The organism is Nonomuraea sp. NPDC050691 (genome assembly GCF_040654455.1).
GTDB lineage: Bacteria > Actinomycetota > Actinomycetes > Streptosporangiales > Streptosporangiaceae > Nonomuraea.
On record NZ_JBFAIA010000131.1, the window covers coordinates 1 to 23320 of the forward strand.

A 23320-nucleotide genomic window follows, 5' to 3' on the forward strand; every position below is an offset into this window, starting at 1 on the left:
GTGGCGGCGGCGCCGGCGCCCCGCGCGGGCGAAGCGGATGACGAGGTGGACGGTGAGGTGGATGTGGCCATAACGCTGCCCTCCCGGCGTTCAGCTTTTCCCTGGCCCGAGTGTGGCATCCCGCCCTGCTCCGCGCCATGAACCCGGATCGGCCGTTGTCCCGGAAATGCGGACAACGAAGGACGGCGATATGCGCGTCGGACGTGAATTCCCTTCTTCTTCGCCGGCGGATTCCGGCGAAAGGGCGCACGCATTTCCGGGGGAAACAACGGACCTGCGAGGCGGCGCGGCCGCCCACGCCACCGACCTGGGGGCACGCACGGATATATTGGGATATGCCCTCATGATCAAACGGACTCACCGCCGCGAATCGGAACGCAATCCATGCGGTGCGCGGATTCCGCGGAAGGCAGGGCCCGCGGGGTGTTCCGCCTTGTCGGACGATCGGGAGACGCGACGACGCGCGTTCACACGTCACATTCGCGGCGCTTTTCGCCGGATAATCGCCGGACGGATATCGGACGTCATTCTCGTCTTACCGTCCGGCGTGTCGCGGGACACCCACCGGCACCATTCTTCACGCTGCGTAGTCGCTCAATGACGAATGGTGATCACATTGACGTCTGCCGCTCGATATAGGTGTGACAGGACCGCCACAGCATGCCGTCCCAGCTCATGTTGTCGTCGCACCAGCGCCGCGCCATCTCCTTGACGTTCCCTTGCCGCGCGGACGAGCCGGACGGAGAGGAGGAGGGGGACGCCTGACCACGGCCCCCGTACCGCGCCTTGTGGCCGCGGGCCGTTCGGCCGTCGTCGCGCCGATCGTGACGCTCCCGGCCCTTCCACTGGTCGCGGTACTCACCGCCCTTCCCCGGCTCACGGAGCGCACCACCCTTCCTCGGGTCGAGGTCATCCCTCTTCCCCTGGATACCGAGCGCGACACCCCCCTCCGGCGCGCGGAGCGTGACACCCCTCGCCCGCCCCCGGGGAGCGGCATCCTCCCCTTGACGCCGGAGCGCGGTCGTCCCTCCCTGGCCCCGGGGCACGGTCGCCCCCTGGTCGCGGGACGCGTCCGCCCCGCCCTCCTCGCCGGGCCGGGAGGAGGGGGACGGCTGCCGCCGGGGGGACGGCGTCACCGCGCGCACGCCGGGGGAATGCCGCCCACGCCCGCCGGCACGGACGCCTTCATGCCCCTCACGCTCATCCACACGGGCGCTCCCACTCGCCTCGCGATCATCGACGCGGACGCCTCGGCGCGCATCAACACGGGCACTCCCATGAGCGTCACGGTTGGCGTCGCGGCCGTCCGATCGGACGTCGCGCCCGCTCCGGCCGCGAGCCGGGCCGTGCGCACGGTGGTGCCGCCGGGTCTCGGCCTGGACCCGCGTCCTGGGCACGCCCTCCCGGGCCTCCGCGCCTTCCCGGCCCGCGCCGCCACCGGCCGAGGGTTCCGGGACGGCGGACGCCGCGAGCGCCGGCGTACCGGAAGCCCCGGCCTGCGCGTCCGGCGTGTCCGCGCCCGGCGGGTACAGCCCCAGCCAGGCCCCCAACGCGACGGACAGCGCCGTGACCGCCAGCGTCGCGACCTTCACCCGGTCCACGCCGCGCGGCGGCTCCGGCTCGTACACCGGGAAGGGCGGCACGGGCGTCACCCGCCGCGACGCGGACGGAGGTCGGTCAGTGTCCTGCTCGTGATTCACCGGGTCGGCCACGTAAGGATCATATGGGTGACGATGTGAATACGCTGCGTAGCTTTGCGTGGCCTTTGACCCTCGCTCGTCGGCTCAGGGCGTCGGGTGGCCGGCGCCCCGCGGCATGGCGCGTGAATCGGGTCGCCCATGCCACGGAGGGACGGGGTGTCTCGTCATGTCATGAGAATCTTCATCGCTGATGCGCCGCCTGAGCGAGATGGTCGTCGGCGATGAGCGGGGTGGGTCCGTGACGCTGCCCGTGCGCGACGGCATGACCCTCGTGCCAAAGCGCTGCCCCGTCAGTCGAGGCGGCCGCGCAGGGCGCTGGGTGTCTCGGCGAGATGCCTGCGGACCGTCCGGGTCAGGCGCGCGTGATCGGCGAAGCCGTACATGGTGGCCAGCTCGGCGAACCGGGCGCCTCCGTCGGCGATGTGCTCCAGCACGGCCCGCACCCTCAGTTCGTTGCGATACTCGCTGATCGTGCGCCCGGTGACGCGGCGGAAGATCCTTCCGCAGGAGAGCGCCTCCTGCACGGCGGTGGCCATGCGGCGGTGGATCACCCGTGTTGTGGGCCGCATGCCGGGGCCGGGCCGCCCGGTCCGCGGCGGGAGAGCCGCCAGCAGGATCAGCAACCGTTCACCCACCTCCAGGCGGTCAGCGCCTCTCCTGCAGGCGGACAGCAGCTCGCGATGGCGCAGGTCGAGCACGGCGGTGATCGCCAGCATCCAGCCTGGAGCGCCCTGGACGCCCGCGACGTATTCGTCGTGGGCGTCCGGGGTCAACATGATCCAGGTGTAGCGGATCTCGCTCGACGACGGATAGGCGAAGCGCTCCTCCAGCCCTTCTCTGGTCAGGTAGCCGCCGGCCGCATGAGCACCACGGCGTCGCCGACGTCCGGAGTTCACGGCGACCAGCCCTTGACCTGCCCTCCACTGCGGATGTCATGGACGGACATGCCCAAGCCGGGGTCCTTGCCGAGCTCCTGTCGCCGCATGACCTCCAGACTCGCCGCCTGATCGCCCTCACCGCCGTCGAAATCATCGCGATTCGGCAACACATGGACCAGTCACGCGATCTTCCGACGGAGCGCCACCTCCATGACGTCCGCGGTGAGGCTCTCACGGCGGGCCGTGCGGACGCGGCCGGCGGTGACGACCGGCGGCGAGCCGACGACGCGGGTGCCGGACGCCGTGCCGGCGGAAGACCGGGGTCAGCGCATCGGCTGGATCAGCTGGGTACGCCAGGTCGCCGGGGCGGGCCAGCTCGACGGATCGGGTCGTGTGCTGAGGTCGAACCAGTGGTAGACCTCCCACGCCCCGCCGTCAGGCTCGCGGTCGTGCTCCTTCAGCCATGCGTCCAGCGCGGCGTAGGTGTCGCCCAGACTGTCGTGCGATCCGAGGTGCCACGTGGCGACGGCCGTGCCACCCGGCAGCTCGGCGGAGGCGACACGTCCCGCGCTGACGGGACGTCCGGCCACAGGCACGCCGACCTCCACGTCCGTCTGGCCCTCCTCGAAGGTGTGGTACCTGACGAAGGACTGTCCCTCCACGCTCACGCCGGGCTGCCGGGCGTACTTCCACAGTTCCGAGAACCCTCCGCCCTGGGCCTCCGCCAGGCGGGCGATCGCGACCGTCATCCTGATGCTCGCCGTGATCTGGGGATCGCGGTGGAGGATCTCGAAAGTGTGCCCGTGCGGCTGTTCCGTCATCGTCGTCCTTTCCTGGCCGGCAGGTCGTGCCTCATCCTTTCGGAGCCGGTCGGGGCGACGCTTGAGCATCGGTGCGCGACTGCGCCGGGCGGCAAGGGGCAAGTGCGGCCCGGCACCGTACCGATGGTTTGCCGGGCACGGTGAGGGCTGTTAAGGTCGCCGCGGCGCGAGGAACGCGTGCACATCGGGACAGAGGAGGTTGATGAATATGGCTGCCATAGGCCGTCATCAGCATGCCCTCATCCCGGTCCCGCGCATCTAGGGCGCGGGCCGGTCGTTCGACAACGACCAGGAGTATCACCACCATGTCTTCTTCTACGTCCGCGGCGTCCTCCGAGCAGTTCCAGGCACCCGCCGCCGAGCCGATTCCCGACCTGAGCACCGACCGCCTGATCCTGCGGGCCTGGACCGCCGCGGAGGTCGACGCCGTCGTGCGGGGTGACCGGCTCGCCCACTGGGCCGCCGACTTCCCCGCCGAGGGCGACCACGTGATCGCCGGCCTGTTCGCCGAGCACCCCGCGTGGCTCGGCGCCCACGGCCACCGCCAGGTGGTCGAGCGCGACAGCGGCCTGGTGGTCGGGTCCATCGGTATGTTCTGGCCGCCGTCCGACGGCGCGCTGGAGATCGGGTACGGGATCGTGGAGTCCCGGCGGGGCCGCGGCTACGCCCCCGAGGCCGTCCGGGCCCTGACCGCGTTCGCGTTCACCGCGCCGGGCGTCCAGAGCGTCCACGCCACCGTGGAGCCGTCCAACCCGCCGTCGATCCGGGTGCTGGAGAAGGCCGGCTTCCGGCTTTGCGACGACGGCTCGTCCCCGGCGGACGAGAACGGCGACGGCGGCGTGGTGCTGCGCTACCAGGCGGCGCCACCGGCCGGACGCTGATCCACGCGGGCCGGCGGGGGCGCACCCGCGCCCTGCCGGCCCGCTGATCACCACAATCCGCGGGAGAGACGTCTCTTCCGGCCGGTCACTGAATGCCCGGGCAGGCGGGGTGGCACCCCGCCCGCCCCCGGCTTCACCGGACGGGCGGCGAGACCGTCCGCCGCCGTCAGGCGGTCCAGCCGCGTGAGCGCAGGAAGACGGCGCACCGGCTGGTCCAGTCGCCTGCCACCGGGTCACCCTCGGCCAGCCCGAGCCCGTGCACGCCGCTCGGGTACACGTGCGCCTCGACCGGCACCCGATGCCGGGCCAGCGCGCCCGTCAGGAGCAGGGTGTTGTCCACGGGCACCGAGGCGTCGTCGGCGGTGTGCCACACGAACACCGGCGGGGTGTGCGGCCCCACCCGCCGTTCGATCGACAGCCCGGCCGGATCCCCGCCCTCCTGCCCGGGCCCGAGCAGGGACGCCACCGACCCGGCGTGGGCCGCGTCCCCGGTCAGGGTCACGACCGGGTAGCACAGCACCGCCAGGTCCGGGCGCGCCTCGCGGGCGTCCACCTCGTCGTGCGGGCCCTCCGCCAGCATCGGTCCCGTCTCGGTCGCCAGCAGCCCGGCCAGGTGCCCGCCGGCCGAGAATCCCAGCACCCCGACCCGCGCCGGGTCCACCCCGTGCTCCGCCGCGTGGGCCCGTACCCAGCGCACCGCCCGGGCCGCGTCCAGCAGCGGCAGCGGATGGCGGTGCGGCGCGACCCGGTAGCGCAGCACGAACGCGGCCACGCCCAGCGTGTTCAGCCACCGCGCCACGGGCGCGCCCTCGTGCTCGGCCAGGCGCTCGTAGCCTCCGCCCGGCAGCACCACGACGGCCGCCGCGGGCCGTTCCGGCCACACCGGGTACGGGGTGATCCGCTCGCCGGACTCGCCCGGCCACAGCCGGTGCCCGCTCACACCGCCGCCTTCACGGGCCTCCACGATGCCACGCTCCACGATGCCGCCTTTCCGTCCGGTGGGTTCGCCGGGACACCGTACCCGGCCGCGCGATCAGGACGCGGGGAGGGAGGGGGCGGCCGACCAGCTCGCCAGGACCGCGAGCTTCTCCGCGGCCTCCGAACCCGGCGCGGCGGTGTAGACGACCAGCATCTGGTCCGGGTCGCCGGGCAGCGCCAGCGCCTCGTAGCCCAGGTCGAGCCGGCCCACGACCGGGTGCAGCATCCGCTTGACGCCGAACGTCTTCTCCTTCACCTGGTGGTCGGCCCACAGGCGGCGGAACTCCTCGCTGCCCAGCGACAATTCGCCGACCAGTCCGGCCAGCCGCTTGTCACGCGGACGCCGCCCGGCCTCGAGCCGCAGGAACGCCACGGTGTCGGCGGCCACAGCGGGCCAGTCCATGTAGAACTCGCGCGTGGCGGGGTTGAGGAAGGCGTCCCGCGCCTGGTTGAGCCCGCGTTCACCGAAGCGGTACAGGCGCTCGGAGAAGCCGCACAGGGCGTCCCCCAGGGCGTTCCAGGCCAGCACGTCCCCGTATCGGCCGAGCAGGAACGCCGGCCCGCTCACCGACTCCACGACCAGCCGCACCCCCGGCCGGACCCGCTGCCCGCCCACGCGGGCGCGGCCCTCCTGGGGCTGCTCCCGCCGTTCCGGCCGCGCCAGGTCGCGCAGGTGCGCCTGCTCCACCTCGTCCAGCCGCAGCACCCGGGCGACGGCGTCCAGCACCGCGTCCGACACGCTCTGCCCCCGGCCCTGCTCCAGGCGGATGTAGTAGTCGACGCTCACCCCCGCGAGCTGCGCGACCTCCTCGCGGCGCAGGCCGGGCACCCGGCGGCGTCCGTACGGCTGCAGGCCGAGCTCCTGCGGCTGGATGCGGGCCCGTCGCGAACGCAGGAAATCGCCCAGGTCCCTACTCATGGGACACAGCCTAGGCAAACTGCCGCGTGTCCAGCCTGGTACTGCCAGACCCAGGATGAGCCTCACCCTGGGCAGGACGGCGCGGGCGTCGCAGGATCGTCACGTCGGCCGGCGACAAGGCCCGGCGGACGCGACACCCCGCGAACAGGAGTCACCGATCATGAGCTACGACGCTCTTTCCACCCGTACCGCCGTCGTCACCGGGGCCGCCAGCGGCATGGGCGAGGCCACCGCCCGCCTCCTGGCCGCCCACGGCGCCCGCGTGGCCCTGCTGGCACGGCGCGCCGAGCGGCTCGACGACCTGGCCGCCAAGATCACCGCGGAGGGTGGCCGGGCGCTGGCGGTGACCGCCGACGTCACCGGCTCCGGCAGCGTCGCCGCCGCCGCGGACCGCGTCCACGAGGCGTACGGGCCGGTCGACCTGGTGGTGAACTCCGCTGGCGTCATGCTGCCCAACCCGATCACCGAGGGCCGCGACGACGAGTGGGCCCGCATGATCGACACGAACCTGACCGGGGCGCTGCGCGTCATCCGCGCCTTCGTCCCCGACCTCGTCGCCGCGGCGGCCGAGGGGCGGCCCGCCGACCTGGTCAACGTCTCCTCCATCGGCGCCCATGTGAGCTTCCCGAACTACGCGGTGTACGGGGCGACCAAGGCGGCGCTCACGCACCTGTCGGCGACGCTGCGCACCGAGCTGGGCGGCCGGGACGTGCGCGTCACCAACATCGAGCCCGGACTGACCGAGACCGAGCTGGCCGACCACATCGACAACGCCGAGCTGAGCGGCCAGCTCGACGGGATGCTCTCCTCGATCGGCGCGCTGGCGGCGGACGACGTGGCCGACCTGATCGCCTACACCACCAGCCGGCCGCGCCACGTCAACCTCCGCCAGCTCGTGGTCCTGCCCACCCGCCAGGCGTGAGGCGCCTGCCGAGCCGCTGGGCCGGAGCCTCGACCAGCCGCCAGGTGAGCGCGCTCAGCCCGAGAAGCAGCGCCACCACGCCCGCGAGGCCGGCCAGCCGCAGGCCCAGCGGAACGGTCAGCGGCTCGGGCCAGAACCACTCGGCGCTCTCCAGCAGCAGCGGATGCAGCAGGTAGACGGAGTAGCTGACCAGGCCGAGCCAGGCCAGCGCCCCCGGCACCCTGCGGTGCCGCAGCGCCATCCCGGCGGCGAAGGTGATCCAGGCGGCCGCCGTGGCCGTCTGGAACCCGGGCTCGTCGCGCCCCAGCCACAGACCGGCCAGCGGCACCAGCACCACCCAGCCGGCCCGGGACCAGGAGATCTCGCCCCGCTCGGCCCGGTACAGCGCGGTGCCCGCGAACATGGTGGCCAGGATCAGCAGCCCTTGCCACGGGCCCGGATAGCTCTGGTTGACCAGCAGCAGCACCAGCACGGTCGCCCCGAGGACGACCGCACCCGCGCGCCGTACCGGCTGCGGGCCCTTGAGCACCGCGGCCAGGGACGCGGCCAGCACCGCCGTCACCGCGAGCACGGAGGTCAGCATCCGGCCCGCCCCGCCGGCCGACAGCAGCGCGACCGGCAGCGCGCCCCCGCCCAGCACGGCCACCGCGGCGAAGCCGAGCGCGCCGGTGAGGCTCGCGCGGTGCGCGCCGAGCGTGAACATCGCGGTCAGCAGCAGGTAGAAGGCCATCTCGTAGGAGAGGGTCCACAGCACGTTGACCACGTTCGGGACGTAGAGCAGGTTCTGCAGCATCGTCAGATGGCCCAGCGTCATGGAGACCGGCCGGGAGCTCCACCAGACGTGCGCGTCGTCCCAGCCCGCCGCCACGAGCAGCGCCATGCCGGCCACACCCACGCCGAACAGCGGATACAGGCGGAACAGCCGCGAGATCCAGAAGTCCCGCACGCTGCCGCGCCGTTCCAGCGACGCGGGCACGATGTAGCCGCTCACCAGGAAGAACACCAGCACCCCGTACCAGCCGGGGTCGAAGGCCGCCTTGACCGGCCCGTGCGCCTCGGGCAGCAACGGCCGCAGGGCGTGCTCGAAGACCACCACCAGCGCGGCGACGCCGCGCAGGCCGTCGAGCCACGCCATGCGCCGGCCGGTCCGCTGGGCCGGCCGCGTCGGCGGATGAGTGAGCATCCGGTGATCGTAGCGACCGGCGGGCCGTGCTACGGCCTGCCCCTGCCCGGGACGACCTCAGGTGCGGGGGTCATCGCGCCGGGCCGGGCTGCCGTGCGAGGTGGTCGCCCGCCAGGAGCGCCATGTCGTCGTCCGAGAGCCTCAGGGCGCCCGCGGCCACGTTGGCGGCCAGGTGCTCCGGGTCGCTCGTTCCCGGGATGGCCAGCACGTGCGGCCCCTGCTGGAGGATCCACGCCAGCCGGACCTGCGCAGGGGTCACCCCGTGTGCCCGTGCGACGGCGAGCACCGTCTCGCTGTCGGTTCCGCTCGCGCCCGCCTCGCGCCCGGCGCCGGCGATCGCGAAGAACGGCACGAAGGCGACGCCTTGCTCCCCGCACGCCCGTACGAACTCCTGGTCCTCGGCCGGCGCGCCGATGCCGTACGGGTTCTGCACACAGACCACCGGCGCGATGGCCCGCGCCTCGGCCAGTTGCTCCGGCGTGACGTTGGAGACGCCCAGGTGACGGACGAGCCCGGCGTCGCGCAGGCCGGCCAGGGCGCCGAAGTGCTCGGCGATCGAGCCGGACCTGCGGCTCGGGGGGACGCGCAGGTTCACGACGTCCAGATGGTCGCGGCCGAGCTGGCGCAGGTTCTCCTCGACCTGGCCGCGCAGCTGCTCGGGCGTGGCCCACCACCACTCGCCGGAGGTGTTCCGTCCCGGCCAGACCTTGGTGACGATGACCAGGTCGTCCGGGTACGGCGCCAGTGCCCGGTTGATGAGCTCGTTGGCCGAGCGCAGCGACGAGAAGTAGAAGGCGGCGGTGTCGATGTGGTTGACGCCCAGGTCGACGGCGCGCCGGAGCACGTGGATCGACCGTTCGCGGTCGCTCGGCGCTCCCATGTCGAACGGGGCGGTGCCCGTGAGGCGCATCGCTCCGAACCCGACGCGGTTGACCGTCAGGTCACCGAGCTTCCAGGTGCCCGCGGCGGCGGCCGCGGTCGTGCTGTCGAGCATGAATCTCCTTGGTGCGGAATCGCGGGAGGTCACGTCCGGGGGAACGGCCGGACTACGACCTTGACGGGGGCTGGGGCGCGACGGCCCCGGACATGAGAAAAGCCTCCTCGGCGGATGAGATCCGGGCCGAGAAGGCTCAAGTGATGAAGCAGATCATATCAGGCGCCGGGGCTCAGGCCGGTCGCGGGAGGTTGCGCGGGGGCGCGGACAGACGCCGCCCCCTGGGTGTGCGCCGGTCAGGAACCTGGGTGTGCGCCGATGGTTGTGCGCCTGTGGCTGTGCGCCTGTGGGGAACCGCTCACACGGAGGCGAGCCGGACGCTGGAGGCGATCGCGTGGCAGGCGCCGGGGCCGTCGGCGCGGGCGACGATCCGGCCGTCGCGCACCCGCACCGCCGCCACCGTCTCGTCCGTGACCGCCGGCACTCCGGCGGCCGCGGCCAGCGCGCCCGTCTCGTCGTACGTCAAGCGCAGCCTGGGCCACGCCCGCGGCGGGAACGCCCGGCGCAGGCAGCGGGTCACGTCGGCGAGCACCAGCCGCGCCAGCGGCGCCAGCTCGGCCGGGTCCCCGGTGACCAGGGCCACGGTCACCGGCACGCCGGGGGGCGCGGCGCGCACGGCCTCCTCCACGGCGCCGGCCTCCAGCAGCCCCAGCACCGCCACCACCCCGTCCTCCGCCGTCACGGCCCCGGCCCCGAGATCGCCGGGCCGCACAGAGCCGCGGTCCGCCATCACCCCTGGCACAAGACCGCCGGCGCGCGCAGAGCCCGGCCAGGGGGCGTCGGCAGGCTGGACGCGCGGGAAGACCAGGGGCGGCGTCCACCGGTCGCCCAAATCCAGTCCCGCCAGTTCCTCGCACACCGCGATCAGGTCGAACGGCTCCACGAAGCCGGGCGCGGCGACGGCCAGCTCGCCGGCGCCCCTCAGCGTCATCAGCACCGCCTCGGCCACCCGCACCCGGCGCCCACCCGCCGCCTGGGAACCCCGGAGATCGTCTCCGCCCCCGGTGTCCCGCTCCGGGAACCCGGCGCGCTCCGGGAAACCTCCGCGTTCCGGGACGCCCGAGTCATCCGTGACACCCGCATTCCCTGGAACGCCCGCGTTCTCCAGGACGTCCATGCGCTCCAGGGCCAGCCCCAGCAGCAGCGCGTCCAGCCGCCGCAGCCCCGAAGCCACCGCACGCAGGTGCTCGTCGGCGACGATCTCCGGCATGAGGTCCACCGCCGGCCGCCCCTCCCCGGCCGGGTCGCCCGGGTCGCCGAGGCCGCCGGTCACCAGGGGGAGCCGCGCCACCCAGGCCCGCGCGAACGCCGCCAGGGCCTCCCGCGCCGTGCGCGCCCGGCCCGCCTCGCCGGAATCGGGCCCGGCGTCGGACAGCTCGGCCAGGACCGTGAAGTACAGGGCCCGCTTGCCGGGGAAGTTCGAGTAGACGGCCCCGCGCGTCAGCCCGGCCCGTTCGGCGATGCCGTCGATCGTGGCGCGGCCGAAGCCCCGCTCCGCGAACTCCCGTCGCGCCGCCTCGAGCACCTTCGAGCGGTTGAGCCGTTGCAGCTCCGCCCTGCTGAGCCGGGCCATCGTCCTCCGTTCGCGCGTTTGCGCCCCGTACCGAACCAAGATACCGTCGCCATTCAGATGGTGTCATCATCTGATCAAGCGAGGCGGAGGAGGCGGCGCGGATGGCGCCCGGGCTGAAGTGCAGATTCTGCGGCAAGAGCCAGGCCGAGGTCAGGAAGCTCATCGCCGGCCCCGCGCACATCTGCATCTGCGACGAATGCGTCGCGCAGTGCACCGAGCTCCTGCGCGAGCAGGCCCGCGAGGAGGCCGGCGACACGGCCGCCCACGGGACGCCGCCGGCGCCCCGCGACATCCACGCCTTCCTCGACCAGTACGTCATCGGCCAGACGCCCGCCAAGACCGCCCTGGCGGTGGCCGTCTACAACCACTACAAGCGCGTCCGGCACGGCCGGCTCGACGAGCTGGAGCTGGGCAAGTCCAACATCCTCATGATCGGTCCCACCGGCTCCGGCAAGACCTACCTGGCCCAGACCCTGGCCCGGGTGCTCGGTGTCCCGTTCGCCATCGCCGACGCCACCACCCTGACCGAGGCGGGTTACGTCGGCGAGGACGTCGAGAACATCCTGCTCAAGCTCCTCCAGGCCGCCGACCACGACGTCGCCAGGGCCGAGACCGGCATCGTCTACATCGACGAGATCGACAAGATCGCCCGCAAGGGCGACAACCCCTCGCTCACCCGCGACGTCTCCGGCGAGGGCGTCCAGCAGGCCCTGCTGAAGATCATCGAGGGTACGACGGTCGGCGTCCCGCCGCAGGGCGGCCGCAAGCACCCCCAGCAGGACCACATCCAGATCGACACGACCGGGGTGCTGTTCATCTGCGGCGGCGCCTTCGACGGCCTGGAGCAGATCGTGGAGGCCAGGTCGGGACGCGGCGGCGCGGGCTTCGGCGCTACCCCGCGCGCCCGCTCCGAGCCCGGCACCGGCTCCCTGGCCGGGGTCATGCCGTCCGACCTGGTCGCCTACGGGCTCATCCCCGAGCTCGTCGGCCGCCTGCCGGTGACGGCGACGCTGGAGCGGCTGGACCGCGAGGCGCTGGTGCGCGTGCTGACCGAGCCCCGCAACGCTCTGCTCAAGCAGTACCGCAGGCTGCTGGAGATGGACGGCGTGGAGCTGGAGTTCACGCCCGGCGCGGTCGAGGCGATCGCCGAGCAAGCGCTGCTGCGCCGCACCGGAGCCCGCGGCGTGCGCGCGATCGTCGAGGAGGTGCTGCTCAACGTCATGTACGAGGTGCCGGGCCGCGACGACGTGGCCCGCGTCGTGGTGACCCGCGAGACCGTCCTCGGCAACGTCAACCCGGCCCTGGTGCCCCGCGGGCCGGGCGGCCGCGACGCGGGACCGCACGAGAAGTCCGCCTGACGGCTCCCGGGCCTGCGCGGGGCAGCCGTCATCCGTGCCGGGGCCGTCCCCCTTGAGGGATCACTCCACCAGGCGGGCCAGGCGGCGCAGTGACAGCCGCGCCATCGCGTCGGCGAACGGCCTGGCCAGCGGCCACAGCAGCCGCCCCACCGCCCCCAGCGGCAGGTCCAGGTCCTCGGCCCAGATCACCCGGCTGCCGCCCCCGTACGGCCGGACCCGGAAGACGCCCTCGCCCCGCACCAGCCGCCCGGTGTGGCGGACCCGTACGAGCGTCGGCGGCTCCCAACGGGTGATCGTCATCGTGTCGAGGAATCCCAGCGGGCCCACCCCGGTGAACGCCTCCACCTGATCCGGCCCGCTCCGCCGGGCGGTGGTCAGGACCATCCACTCGTGGTGGCGCGGCCAGTCGGTGAGCACGGCGAAGACCCGCTCGGGCGGCGCGGCGACCAGCACCGCCGCCCCCATGCGGGCCCGGCTCACGCCCGTCGCGGCGCTCACGGGCCGATCCCCCTCATGGGCCGATCCCCCTCATGGGCCGATCCCCCTTCACCGGCGGATCCACCTCACGAGCGGCCGATCCCCTCACGAACGGCCGGCCCCCTCACGAGCCGAGCCCCCTGACCTCGTGCCGGTCCGCCTTGGCCGGTTCGGCGAAGGCGAGCAGCGCCAGCGCCTCGGCCCTGACCTCCTCCACCTGCCCCGGCGTCAGCGGCGCGAACGGCTCGACCGTGACCACCGGCCCCTCGCGTTTCCACACCCCGCGCACGAACCCGTCGGCCAGCACCGTGCCCAGCACCTGCCCGTTGATCGTGATGACCTTCTTGCGGTCCTCGTCGGAGATGATCCGGGTACGGTCGGCGTGGCCGAGCAGCACGTTGTCGAACGGCGCGACCAGGCGGACGGGCGCGGGCTCGTCGGCGCCGGGACGCGGCGCGTCGGGCAGGTCGAACAGCTCACGGCCCTGCTCGTCGCGGAAGACGGCCAGCTGGGGACGCAGCCGCTCGACGATCTCCTTCAGCCGGGTCAGACCGGACCACGCCTGCGCGTCGGCGACCGTGGCGGGCCCGAAGGCGGCCAGGTAGCGCAGCACCAGCCGCTCCGGCGACGGATCGGGGTGCGGCGGCCGTCCCAGCCACTCCTCCATCGGCACGTACGCGGTCCGCCCGGCCTTGCCCCACACGGCGCGGGGCGGCACCTGGACGAGGGGCACCAGGCAGCGCACGGCCAGCGCGATGTCGCCCGGCGCGGCGCCGGGGAAACGCTCGGCCAGGTGCGCGCCCAGCTCGGCGGCCGTCAGAGGGCGCTCCCTGAGGGCCTCGCGGATGGCCTTGGCCAGCTGGTCGCCGTCCACGTCCTGGAGGGAACGGCCGTAGGAGGCGCTCATGTAGCGGTCGAGCAGGGGCTGCGTGAGCGGGCGCAGTATCAGGGCGTCGGCCGCGGTGACCAGGTGGACGGTGCCGCGCATGAGCACGATGCGCACCGCCTCCCGCTCCAGCAGCGGCCGGGCCAGCTCGTCCGGGGTGAACCCGTCCAGGCGCGACCACAGGCCGAAGTACGGCGGGAAGGGGGCCTGGGCCTGCAGGCCGACCAGATGCTCCACGGCCTCCAGGGCGGGCATGGCGTGCCGCCGGAGCAGCAGCTGGCGGGCCAGGGTCGCCCGGTTGAGCTCACGCGTGCTGATCACGAGCCTCAGCCTAAGGGCCCGCCCCCGGGTCACGGACCCCGCCTCCCGGCCTCGAACCCCGTTCACGCGGGGTTCATCCGGCGTTCATCTGGGGTTGGTTGAGGGGGTTTGCAGGTGGTCCGGCGGGGTGGGGCCCACATACCGTCCAAGCCGTCACGTAGGCGAGTTCCGCCACGTGTCGGCAACGGTGCTCGGCAAGGAGATCCACGTGTTCAAACGCCTCGCCCTCCTCCCCCTCCTCATCCTCGCGCTGCTGACCACGGGCACCGCACCCGCGCAGGCGCTCCACCGGCAGCCCCTGCGCATCCTGCTGACCAACGACGACGGCTACTCCTCGGCCTACCTCCACCAGTTGCGCCAGGCCCTGACGGCCGCCGGGCACGAGGTCACGGTCGTCGCGCCGGCCGCCGACTCCAGCGCCTCCGGCACCCTGATCAACGCCAGGTTCGGCGGCACCATCGAGGCCGCCAAGCAGGACGACGGGTGGGCCGTCGGCGGCAGCCCCAGCGACGCCGTCTCCTTCGGCACCCGCGTCCCCTTCGCCGGTAACCCGCCCGACCTGGTCGTCTCCGGGCCGAACCCGGGCGAGAACGTCGCCGCCGCCGCCACCTACTCCGGCACGGTCGGCGCCGCCATCACCGCCATCACCGCGGGCGTCCCCGCCATCGCGGTCAGCGTCGCCCGCGACGGCAGCGCCGTGCCCAGCGCCGCCCGGTCGATCCAGTTCACCGTACGGCTGGTGGACCGGCTGGCGGCCACCGCGAACGGCGGCCCGGTACTGCCGGCCCGCACCGCTCTGAACGTCAACTACCCCGTCACGCCCAACGGCACGGTCAGTCTCGCCCGCCTGGGCAGCTCGCTGCCGTACGCCGCCGGCTACACGCCCGCTCCGGAGACGTGCGCCCTGTGCTACCGCATCGTCCCGATCGCCGACCCCGGCCCCGACCCCGTGCAGGACGCCGACCGGACGCTGCTAGCGGCCGGCAACGTCACCATCACCCCGCTGGACGGAAGCTGGGAGGCCCCCACAGCCGCCGCCACGGCCATCCGCTCCCGCCTGCGCTCCCTGACACCCTGATCCCGGGCGTCTTCGACTCGCTGCCCACTGCCGCCCCGGCCTCGTCGAGGCACCGCGTCCCGACTGCCCGGAAGCGTCCCACGGTACGGGCGGCGGGGCGCTCAGCGACCGCCCGTGAACGGCGCCTCGCCCTCCTTCAGCGGGCGGAAGCGCAGCGCCGACCAGACCTCGTCCACGGCCACCTGCCCGTTGGGCCGCAGGCCGTACTCGCCGACGATCGGCCACAGCGTGTCGCGGTTGATGTCGGACCGGTTGCCCTTCGGGTAGGCCACCCACAGCACGGACGGGCCGGTCAGCGCGTCGCGGTGCTCGTCCAGCGTCCGGCGGGCCGAGGCGGCGTCGGCGGCGAAGAGCACCGCGACGTCCGCCTCGCCGAGGGTCTCGGCGTGGCGGGCGCCCTCGGGCAGCGGCTCGACCAGCCCCCGGTGGGCCGGGCCGGAGACCCAGACGGCGGTGCCCGGCTTGACCAGGAGCTTCGCGGCGACGGTCTTGGTGCTGGTGGTCGTCGGCACGGTCAGGCCCTTCCGTAGGTCGCGTAGATGACACCGGTCTCCAGTGTGCGGCCGCCGAGCAGCCGCAGCGGCACCTGCTCACCGTCGGTGAACAGCTTCGCGCCCCCGCCCACCACGATCGGGTGGATGAGCAGGCGCAGCTCGTCCAGCAGGCCGCCGCGCAGCAGCGAGCGCACCAGCGTGGGGCTGCCGGTGATCGAGATGTCCTTGCCGGGCCGCTCCTTGAGCTCCTTGAGCGCGGCGGGGACGTCGCCTTCGATGATCGTGGAGTTCTCCCACTCGGCCGTGCGCAGAGTGGTGGTGACGACGTGCTTGGGGGTGCCGTTCATGTAGCCGGCCATGTCGGCGGCCTGCGGCTCGGGGTTCGGCCAGTAGGCGGCGAACTCCTCGTAGGTGCGGCGGCCGAGCAGCATGGCGTCGGCCGCTTCCATCTGGGTGCCGATGATCTGCGCCATCTCGTCGTTGAAGTACGGGAAGTGCCACTTCTCCGGCGACTCCACCACACCGTCCAGCGAGATGAACAGTCCCGCGACGATCTTCCGCATGCTCCGTCTCCGTTCCGAGAGGTCCGTTTCCGAGGTGCCCCCACCGTCCCACCGACAAAAAAATTTGTCAAGGATGGGTGCGCCTGACGGAGGCGTGGCTCCGTCGCGGCCCCCTCAGCGACCGGCCCCCTCAGCGACGTGACGTGTTCCGCCCCTTGCGCCGCTCGGCCAGCCGCACGCCGACGAAGACCAGCACCGCGAGAACGACCAGGGCGATCACCACGTTCGAGCCGATGCCGACGTAGGTCTCCACCAGCTCCCACTGCTCGCCGAGCAGGTAGCCGGCCATCACGAAGATGGAGTTCCAGATGAGGCTGCCGGCGGTCGTCAGGGCCAGGAACGTGGTGACCGGCATCCGCTCGACGCCCGCCGGGATCGAGATGAGGCTGCGGAACAGCGGCACCATCCGGCCGAAGAACACCGTCTTGCGGCCGTGCCGGAGGAACCATGCCTCGGTCTTCTCGATGTCGGCGGGCTTGACCAGCGGGATCTTCGCGGCGATCGCCAGCACCCGCTCCCGGCCGAGCAGGGCCCCCACCCAGTACAGCGCCAGCGCGCCCACCACCGAGCCCAGCGTGGTCCACAGCAGCGCGTCGAACAGGTCCATCTCGCCCCGGCTCGCCGTGAAGCCCGCCAGCGGCAGGATCACCTCGCTCGGCAGCGGCGGGAACAGGTTCTCCAGCGCGATCGCGATCCCGGCCCCCGGCGCCCCGAGGTCCTCCATGAGTCCAACCAGCCAGTCAGTCATGCCCTTAAGGCTATGGATGATCGAATATGCCGGTGATGAGGCGAACGTCCGATGCCGGCTGTGGCGAACCGCGGCCACACGTACCGTACACTGTACGGCCGTGAGCTCATCAACGGATCTGGTACGGCAGGCGGTCCTCTTCGAGCCGGGCGATCCGCCCAGGTCCGGCCGGATGGTCTTCCTCCCCACCGGCGGGGACACCGGTGACGGCACGGCGGACGGGCCCGCCACGCGGTTGCCCGTGGGCGAGGCCGTCGCGGCGCTGGCCCGCGCCCGCCACGACGCCGCGGCCCACCCCGCCGCCCGCTTCTGGGGAGCCGCCGCGGTCGTCGCCCTCCAGCTCGTCGCCCGCGGCCGCATCCTGCCCGGCGTGACGGACGGCGACCACGACGCCTGGCGGGCCGGGCCGTTCGACGCCGCCGACCTCCAGCGCGTGCGCGAGCTGGCCGCCGCCATGCCCGCCGCCGCCCGCGGCCCGCTTCTGCCCTCGCCCGGCGACGAGCCCGCGTCCCTCCTCTCGCGGGGCGGTGAGGCCGCGCCCCTCTCCTCACACGGCGGTGAGCCTGCGCCGCTGCCCTCACGAGGCGGTGAGTCCGCGCCGCTGCCCGATGCCGAGCGGCACGTGCGGGCGTTCCTGGACGCGGTGGCCGACGCGATGCCCCGCTCCCCCGGCGCGGTGCGCGCGACCGGCACCTCCCTGTTCGCCGCCGCCAAGCCGGGCAAGGCGGGGCGGCTGCGCGCCTGGGCGGGCGAGGTGTCGTCCGCGCTCGACTCCGGCGTGCGGGTGTCCCTGCGCCTCGAGGCCGGCGACCCCGCCGTGGACGACTTCCGCGCCGTCGTCCAGGTCCACGCGCAGGCCGACCCGTCCCTCGTGGTCGACGCCGGAGCCCTGTGGCGCGGCCAGGACCCGGGGCTCGGCGGGCGGGCCCGCATCGACGTCACCGTGGCGCTGCGCCGCGCCTCCCGCGCCTGGCCCGCGCTGGCCCGGCTTCTCGACAGCGCCGTCCCCGACGAGCTCGCGCTGTCCGACGGCGACGTGGAGGAGCTGCTGGCCGGCGCCGCCGAGCGGCTGGCCGCCGCGGGCGTGGAGGTCCACTGGCCCCGCCACCTGGTACGCGGCCTGACCGCCCGCGCCGTCGTCGGCGACCGCGACCGGCCCTCCGACCTGCCCTCCTTCCTCAGTGGACGGCACCTGACCGGCTTCGACTGGCGGCTCGCCCTCGGCGGCGAACGGCTGACCGCCGCCGAGATGGACGCCCTGGCCGAGGCGCACCGCCCCGTCGTACGGCTGCGCGACCAGTGGGTGCTCGTCGATCCCGACGTGGCGCGCAAGGCCCGCCAGCGCGACCTCAAGCCGCTGACCGGGCTGGAGGCGCTCGGCGCCGCGCTGACCGGCGCCGTGGAGGTCGACGGCGAGCAGGTGCCGGTCGAGCCGAGCGCCTGGCTGGCCGAGCTGCGCGACCGGCTGGCCGAGCCCCTCGACATCCGGGCTCCCGAGGGGCTGGCCGCCACGCTGCGCGACTACCAGCTCCACGGGCTGCGCTGGCTGGCCCGCATGACCTCTCTCGGGCTCGGCGGCTGCCTGGCCGACGACATGGGCCTGGGCAAGACCATCACGCTCATCGCGCTCCACCTGCACCGGGCCGTCGAGGGCGACGGCCCGACCCTCGTGGTCTGCCCCGCCTCGCTGCTCGGCAACTGGGAGCGCGAGATCACCCGCTTCGCCCCCGGCGTGCCCGTGCGCCGCTACCACGGCGCCGCCCGCACCCTGCCCGAGGAGGGCTTCGCGCTCACCACGTACGGCACCATGCGCCTCGACGCCGCCCGCCTGGCCGCCCACCCGTGGGGGCTGCTGGTGGCCGACGAGGCCCAGCACGTCAAGAACCCCGCCTCCGGCACCGCCAAGGCCCTGCGCGAGATCCCCGCCGCCGCCCGCGTCGCCCTCACCGGCACCCCCGTCGAGAACAACCTGTCGGAGCTGTGGGCCATCCTCGACTGGACCACGCCCGGACTCCTCGGCCCGCTCGCCCGTTTCCGGGCACGCTGGGCCAGGCCCGCCGAATCCGGCGACCCCGAGGCCGCCGGGCGGCTGTCCCGGCTGGTCGGCCCGTTCCTGCTGCGCCGCCGCAAGAGCGACCCCGGCATCGCGCCCGAGCTGCCGCCCAAGACCGAGACCGACCGGCCGGTCGCGCTCACCACCGAGCAGGCCGGCCTGTACGAGGCGGTCGTGCGTGAGATCATGGCCCGGATCTCCGAGGCCCAGGGCATGGCCCGGCGCGGGCTCATCGTCAAGCTCCTCACCGGGCTCAAGCAGATCTGCAACCACCCCGCCCACTACCTGCACGAGGCCGCGCCCCGCCTGAGCGGCCGCTCCGGAAAGCTGGAGCTGCTGGACGAGCTGGTCGACACCATCGTGGCCGAGGACGGCGCCGTGCTCGTCTTCACCCAGTACGTCGCGATGGCCCGGCTGCTCGAACGGCACCTGTCCGGCCGGGGCGTCGCCACGCAGCTCCTGCACGGCGGCACGCCCGTCCCCCGCCGTGAGGAGATGGTCCGCCGCTTCCAGGACGGCCAGGCGCCGGTCTTCCTACTGTCGCTCAAGGCCGCGGGCACCGGACTCAACCTCACCCGAGCCGACCACGTCATCCACTACGACCGCTGGTGGAACCCGGCCGTCGAGGACCAGGCCACCGACCGCGCCTACCGCATCGGCCAGACCCGGCCCGTGCAGGTCCACCGGCTGATCGCCGAGGGCACCATCGAGGACCGCATCGCCCGGATGCTCGCCGCCAAGCGCTCCCTGGCCGAGGCCGTGCTGGCCTCCGGCGAGGCCGCCTTCACCGAACTGACCGACGCCGAACTCGCCGCGCTGGTGGAGCTGAGATGAACGCCGTAGGATTCCCCGCCTTCCCCCGCCAGCGGGCCGGGGCCCGCTTCGCCACCACCTGGTGGGGCCACGCCTGGATCAAGGCCCTGGAGGACACGTCCCTCGACCAGGGGCTGCTGCGCAAGGGCCGCGCCTACGCCAAGACCGGCCAGGTCGGGCCCATCACGGTCAGCCCGGGCCGGCTGGCGGCGGTCACCGAGGGCGAGTACGACACGGTCGTGCGCGTCGAGCGGCTCACCGCCGCCGAGTGGGACCGTTTCCTCGACCAGGTCACCGCCAAGGCCGGCCACATCGCCGCCCTGCTCGACGGCGACATGCCGCACGACCTCGTCGAGGCGGCCGAGGACGCGGCCGTGCCGCTGCTGCCCGCCGTGGGCGACCTCGAACCGGAGTGCTCCTGCCCCGACTGGGGTCACCCGTGCCCGCACGCGGCGGCGCTGTGCTACCAGGCGTCCTGGCTGCTGGACGGCGACCCGTTCGTGCTGCTGCTCCTGCGGGGACGCGGCCGGGACGACCTGGTGCGGGCGCTCCAGAGCCACACCGCCCCCGCCGCGGGCGCGGTTCCCGGCGCCGCGGACGGCTCCACCACAGGAGCGGTCACGACCGCCGGGGCCGCGGACGCCGGAGTGACGGGCGCCGGGGTGCCGCCGCTGCCCGAGCCGCCTCCGCTCGACGTCCCGTTCACGCCGCTCCGGCTGGAGCCCGCTCCCGGCGTGGACGTCGCCGCGCTGGAGGTGCTGGCCGCCTCGGCCGCCTCCCGGGCCCGCGACGTGCTCGCCGCCGCCGCTCTCGGCCGGGAGCCGGCCGTCCTCACCGAGTACCAGGACCGCGTGCGGCTCGCCGCCGAGCACGACCTCGACCTCGGCCTGGACGCCGCGGTCCGGGCCTGGCGGTACGGCGGCGCCGACGGGCTCGACGCGCTGGAGTCGTCCTGGACGCCGCCCCGCCAGGAACTGGCCAGGGCCGGGGCCGTGCTGGAGGCCGCGTGGGAGGGTGAGGAGCCGCCGCCCACGGAGGTGTCCCGCAACCGGTGGACCATCGGCGGCGACCGGCAGCTCCGCTACGGCCGCGACGGCCGCTGGTACCCGTTCACTCTGCGCGAGGGCCAGTGGTGGCCGGCGGGCCCGCCGGAAGGCGACCCCGCGGCCCTGCTGTCGTCGTAGCGAGGCCTGAACCGCGGGACGTGGACGCGGGCCGGACGGGCGCGGCCTGCCGAGGCCACGGGGGCTTCACGGAAGCCATGGCCAGGAAGACGCCGTGTCGGCGGCCCGCCGTCACCCGGTCAGCGGGCGTCTTCCTGGAGGCCCTCAGCCCCGTGCGGCGGGTGGCGGCCAGGCCGGCCGTGCCGTAACAGAAGAAGATCTCCCAAAAGGGCAGGGAGGCGACGGCGGGAGGCCGGGAAAGTGCTCCGCCCACTCGGACGGCGAGATGGCCGGATGGGACACGGCGCAGACCCGGGCGGCCACGCGCTCGGGGTCGGGATCCCACAGCCGCACCGTCCCGTCGGCGCTCGCCGTGGCCAGCGTGCGGCCGCCGGGGCCGAACGCCGCCGCGTGGACCGAGTCGCCGTGCCCGGTGAGCACGGCCAGCGGGCGCGGCGCCGCCGCGTCCGCGAGGTCCCACAGCCGCACGGTCCGGTCGTCGCCGGTGGTCGCGAGGAGGCCTCGGCGGCCGAACACGATCGCGCTGACCCCGGACCGGTGCCCGGCCAGGGTGGCGAGCGGCCCCGGTCCGCCGGCAGGGGTGAGATCCCACAGGCGTGCCGTCCGGTCGAAGCTCGCGCTGGCCAGCAGGCTGCCGTCCGGGCTGAAGCCGACCGCGTGGACGGTGCTCCGGTGCCCCCACAACGTGGCCGTCAGGGCCGGGCGGCGCGGGTCGGCGAGGTCCCACAGCCGCACGGCGCCGTCGAATCCCGCGCTCGCCAGCCTCCGCCCGTCCGGGGCGAACGCCACGGAGTACAACGAGCCGGCCCGGCCGTCGAACGCGGCGAGCGGGGCGGGCTCACGCGGGTCGGTGAGGTCCCACAGCCGCACGGTGTTGTCGAACCCGGCGCCGGCCAGCGTCCGCCCGTCGGGACTGAACGCGACCGTGCGGACCCTGGCGGTGGGCTCGGTGAGCGTGGGCAGCTCGGCCGGTTCCGCCGGGTCGGACACGTCCCAGAGCCGCACCGTCTCGTCCTCGCCCGCCGCCGCAAGCACCGTGCCGCCCCGGCCGAACGCCAGCGCGTACGTCGTGCCGGACGGGCCGGCGAGGACGCCGCGCGCGACGGGACGGTACGGGTCGGCGACGTCCCACAGCCGCACCGCGCGGCCGTCGCCGCCCGAGGCCAGCAGGTTCCCGCCGGGATGGAAGGCCACGGCGCGCACCGGCCCCTCGTGGCCGCGCGCGACGGGTTCGCCGGTCTCCCACAGCCGGGCGGTGTGGTCCCAGCTCGCGCTGGCCAGGGTGCGCCCGTCGGGGCTGAACGCCACGGACCCGACAGTGTCGGCGTGCCCGGTCAGCACGGTGACCAGGCGGGGCTCGGGGCCGGCCACGTCCCACACCCTGATCTCGTGGTCCCAGCCGCCGGTGGCCACCGTCCGCCCGCCGGGGCCGAACCCGGCGGCGATGACCGGCCCGGAGTGGCCGGGCAGGATGGCGAGCCGGCGCGGCCGGCGCGGGTCGGAGACGTCCCACAGCCCGCCCGTGCGGTCGTCGCTCCCCGTGGCGATCCTGGTGCCGTCGGGGCTGAAGGTGACGGCCCAGATGTCCTCGCCGTGCCCGGTGAGGGTGCCGAGGAGGCGCGGCCGGTGCCGGTCGGAGACGTCCCACAGGCGCCCCGTGTTGTCGTCGCCGGTGGTGGCGAGGGTACGGCCGCCGGGGGCGAGCGCGACGCCGCGCACGGCGCCGGCGTGGCCGGTCAGCGTGGCGAGCGGACCGGGGTCGCGGGGGTCGGACAGGTCCCACAGCCGGGCGGTGCCGTCGTCGCTCACGGTGGCCGCCATGGAGCCGTCGGCGGTCAGGGCCACCGACCAGGAGGCCCTCTCGTGGGCGGCGAACCCGGACACCAGGACCGGCCGCCTCGGCTCGGTCACGTCCCACACCCGTACGGAACCGTCGAGACCGGCGGTCACGAGCCGGCGCGCGTCGGCGCTGAGCGCGGCGCCCTCGACGTCGGCGCCGTCCGCCGCGAACTCCGACAGCAGGGCCGGCCGGTGGGTGTCGGTCACGTCCCAGAGGCGGACGCCGTCGTCACCGGCGGCGACGAGCGTGCGGCCGTCGCGGCTGAACAGCGCCCGGTTGATCCCCTCGCCCGCCGTCAGCCGCGCCGCGTACGGGGCGGTGAAGGCGGTGAGCAGGCCGCCGCGCGACTCGGGCGTGGCCGACAGCCGGTAGGCGGCGAGGCTGAGCTGCGCAGCCAGCGACGGCGCCGCCTCGCGCAGGCCGGCGGCCTCGCCCGCGACCTTCTGCGACAGCGCGAGGTCGCGCTGCTCGGTGGCCGTCGCCTGGGTGCGCGCCGCGTACACGGTGGCCGAGGAGGCCAGCACCAGCAGGACGGCGAGCGTGACAGCGAGGTGGCGCAGGCGGCGGGCGCGGCGGCGGGCCGCGGCCTCCTCCGTGTCGCGCAGCGCGAGGCCGGCCTCCAGGAACTCAAGCTCCGGCGCGCTCAGCGCGGTGTC

The 23320-nt window shown here is 74.3% G+C and carries 19 protein-coding genes and 1 pseudogene; 7 read left to right on the forward strand and 13 right to left on the reverse strand.

All coding sequences use genetic code 11. The annotated features are described in order from the left end of the window. Nucleotides 1-1566: 1566 nt before the first annotated feature. A complete protein-coding gene (locus AB0H81_RS32610; protein ID WP_358382251.1) occupies nucleotides 1567-1695 on the forward strand; it encodes a hypothetical protein in 129 nt (42 codons plus the stop codon). 295 nt (nucleotides 1696-1990) lie between these two features. Here the strand turns inward: AB0H81_RS32610 and AB0H81_RS32615 are convergent, their stop codons facing one another. Continuing rightward, nucleotides 1991-2596 carry a helix-turn-helix domain-containing protein gene (locus tag AB0H81_RS32615; RefSeq protein WP_358382254.1) on the reverse strand — a complete coding sequence of 202 codons (606 nt, stop codon included), beginning with the start codon at nucleotides 2594-2596 and terminating at the stop codon, nucleotides 1991-1993. 305 nt (nucleotides 2597-2901) lie between these two features. Beyond that, on the reverse strand, nucleotides 2902-3399 hold the full coding sequence (locus AB0H81_RS32620) for a GyrI-like domain-containing protein (RefSeq protein WP_358382256.1): 498 nt from the start codon (nucleotides 3397-3399) through the stop codon (nucleotides 2902-2904). A gap of 305 nt (nucleotides 3400-3704) precedes the next feature. On the opposite strand from AB0H81_RS32620, the gene AB0H81_RS32625 reads away from it, so the two are divergent. After that, nucleotides 3705-4280, forward strand: a complete 576-nt coding sequence (locus AB0H81_RS32625) for a GNAT family N-acetyltransferase (RefSeq protein WP_358382259.1) — start codon at nucleotides 3705-3707, stop codon at nucleotides 4278-4280. Nucleotides 4281-4446: 166 nt separating this feature from the next. Here AB0H81_RS32625 and AB0H81_RS32630 read toward each other — a convergent pair whose 3' ends face one another. Further along, on the reverse strand, nucleotides 4447-5259 hold the full coding sequence (locus AB0H81_RS32630; protein ID WP_358382261.1) for an alpha/beta hydrolase: 813 nt from the start codon (nucleotides 5257-5259) through the stop codon (nucleotides 4447-4449). Between the two features lie 54 nt (nucleotides 5260-5313). Next, on the reverse strand, nucleotides 5314-6177 hold the full coding sequence (locus tag AB0H81_RS32635; protein ID WP_358382264.1) for a helix-turn-helix transcriptional regulator: 864 nt from the start codon (nucleotides 6175-6177) through the stop codon (nucleotides 5314-5316). 160 nt (nucleotides 6178-6337) lie between these two features. Here AB0H81_RS32635 and AB0H81_RS32640 point away from each other — a divergent pair, with 160 nt between their 5' ends. Beyond that, nucleotides 6338-7099 (forward strand): SDR family oxidoreductase, encoded by a 762-nt coding sequence (locus tag AB0H81_RS32640; RefSeq protein WP_358382267.1) that lies wholly within the window; start codon nucleotides 6338-6340, stop codon nucleotides 7097-7099. On the opposite strand, the gene AB0H81_RS32645 is transcribed toward AB0H81_RS32640, so the two are convergent. The 3 genes from AB0H81_RS32645 to AB0H81_RS32655 all read right to left on the reverse strand — a co-directional run bounded on the left by AB0H81_RS32645 (nucleotide 7056) and on the right by AB0H81_RS32655 (nucleotide 10849). Beyond that, nucleotides 7056-8282, reverse strand: a complete 1227-nt coding sequence (locus AB0H81_RS32645; protein ID WP_358382270.1) for an acyltransferase — start codon at nucleotides 8280-8282, stop codon at nucleotides 7056-7058. The genes AB0H81_RS32640 and AB0H81_RS32645 overlap by 44 nt on opposite strands. Nucleotides 8283-8352: 70 nt before the next feature. Next, the gene (locus tag AB0H81_RS32650; RefSeq protein WP_358382273.1) at nucleotides 8353-9276 is read right to left on the reverse strand and encodes an oxidoreductase; all 924 of its coding nucleotides are present in this window, start codon (nucleotides 9274-9276) and stop codon (nucleotides 8353-8355) included. 298 nt (nucleotides 9277-9574) lie between these two features. Further along, nucleotides 9575-10849 carry a helix-turn-helix domain-containing protein gene (locus AB0H81_RS32655; RefSeq protein ID WP_358382276.1) on the reverse strand — a complete coding sequence of 425 codons (1275 nt, stop codon included), beginning with the start codon at nucleotides 10847-10849 and terminating at the stop codon, nucleotides 9575-9577. A 101-nt stretch (nucleotides 10850-10950) separates the two neighbouring features. Between AB0H81_RS32655 and clpX the strand changes: the two genes are divergently transcribed. Beyond that, the gene (clpX, locus tag AB0H81_RS32660) at nucleotides 10951-12207 is read left to right on the forward strand and encodes an ATP-dependent Clp protease ATP-binding subunit ClpX (RefSeq protein ID WP_358382279.1); all 1257 of its coding nucleotides are present in this window, start codon (nucleotides 10951-10953) and stop codon (nucleotides 12205-12207) included. Nucleotides 12208-12267: 60 nt separating this feature from the next. Here the strand turns inward: clpX and AB0H81_RS32665 are convergent, their stop codons facing one another. Next, complete coding sequence (locus AB0H81_RS32665; RefSeq protein ID WP_358382281.1) at nucleotides 12268-12705, reverse strand: SRPBCC family protein; 438 nt, start codon at nucleotides 12703-12705, stop codon at nucleotides 12268-12270. A gap of 103 nt (nucleotides 12706-12808) precedes the next feature. Further along, nucleotides 12809-13891, reverse strand: coding sequence for a winged helix DNA-binding domain-containing protein (locus tag AB0H81_RS32670; RefSeq protein WP_358382284.1), 1083 nt, complete (start codon nucleotides 13889-13891; stop codon nucleotides 12809-12811). A 208-nt stretch (nucleotides 13892-14099) separates the two neighbouring features. On the opposite strand from AB0H81_RS32670, the gene AB0H81_RS32675 reads away from it, so the two are divergent. Continuing rightward, nucleotides 14100-14969 (forward strand): 5'/3'-nucleotidase SurE, encoded by an 870-nt coding sequence (locus tag AB0H81_RS32675; protein ID WP_358382286.1) that lies wholly within the window; start codon nucleotides 14100-14102, stop codon nucleotides 14967-14969. 101 nt (nucleotides 14970-15070) lie between these two features. Here AB0H81_RS32675 and AB0H81_RS32680 read toward each other — a convergent pair whose 3' ends face one another. The 3 genes from AB0H81_RS32680 to AB0H81_RS32690 form a co-directional block, all read right to left on the reverse strand. After that, on the reverse strand, nucleotides 15071-15481 hold the full coding sequence (locus tag AB0H81_RS32680) for a hypothetical protein (protein WP_358382288.1): 411 nt from the start codon (nucleotides 15479-15481) through the stop codon (nucleotides 15071-15073). A 2-nt stretch (nucleotides 15482-15483) separates the two neighbouring features. Continuing rightward, nucleotides 15484-16026, reverse strand: a complete 543-nt coding sequence (locus AB0H81_RS32685; RefSeq protein WP_358382291.1) for a dihydrofolate reductase family protein — start codon at nucleotides 16024-16026, stop codon at nucleotides 15484-15486. A gap of 130 nt (nucleotides 16027-16156) precedes the next feature. Continuing rightward, nucleotides 16157-16774: a DedA family protein gene (locus AB0H81_RS32690; RefSeq protein WP_358382294.1), complete on the reverse strand. Its 618-nt coding sequence runs from the start codon at nucleotides 16772-16774 to the stop codon at nucleotides 16157-16159. Nucleotides 16775-16874: 100 nt separating this feature from the next. Here AB0H81_RS32690 and AB0H81_RS32695 point away from each other — a divergent pair, with 100 nt between their 5' ends. Together AB0H81_RS32695 and AB0H81_RS32700 are read left to right on the forward strand one after the other, a co-directional pair. Continuing rightward, nucleotides 16875-19661 carry a DEAD/DEAH box helicase gene (locus AB0H81_RS32695; RefSeq protein ID WP_358382297.1) on the forward strand — a complete coding sequence of 929 codons (2787 nt, stop codon included), beginning with the start codon at nucleotides 16875-16877 and terminating at the stop codon, nucleotides 19659-19661. Continuing rightward, complete coding sequence (locus AB0H81_RS32700; RefSeq protein WP_358382300.1) at nucleotides 19658-20824, forward strand: SWIM zinc finger family protein; 1167 nt, start codon at nucleotides 19658-19660, stop codon at nucleotides 20822-20824. The genes AB0H81_RS32695 and AB0H81_RS32700 overlap by 4 nt, the downstream gene beginning before the upstream one ends. Nucleotides 20825-20968: 144 nt before the next feature. On the opposite strand, the pseudogene AB0H81_RS32705 reads toward AB0H81_RS32700, so the two are convergent. Further along, a pseudogene (locus tag AB0H81_RS32705) lies at nucleotides 20969-23320 on the reverse strand (hypothetical protein); the annotation flags it as partial.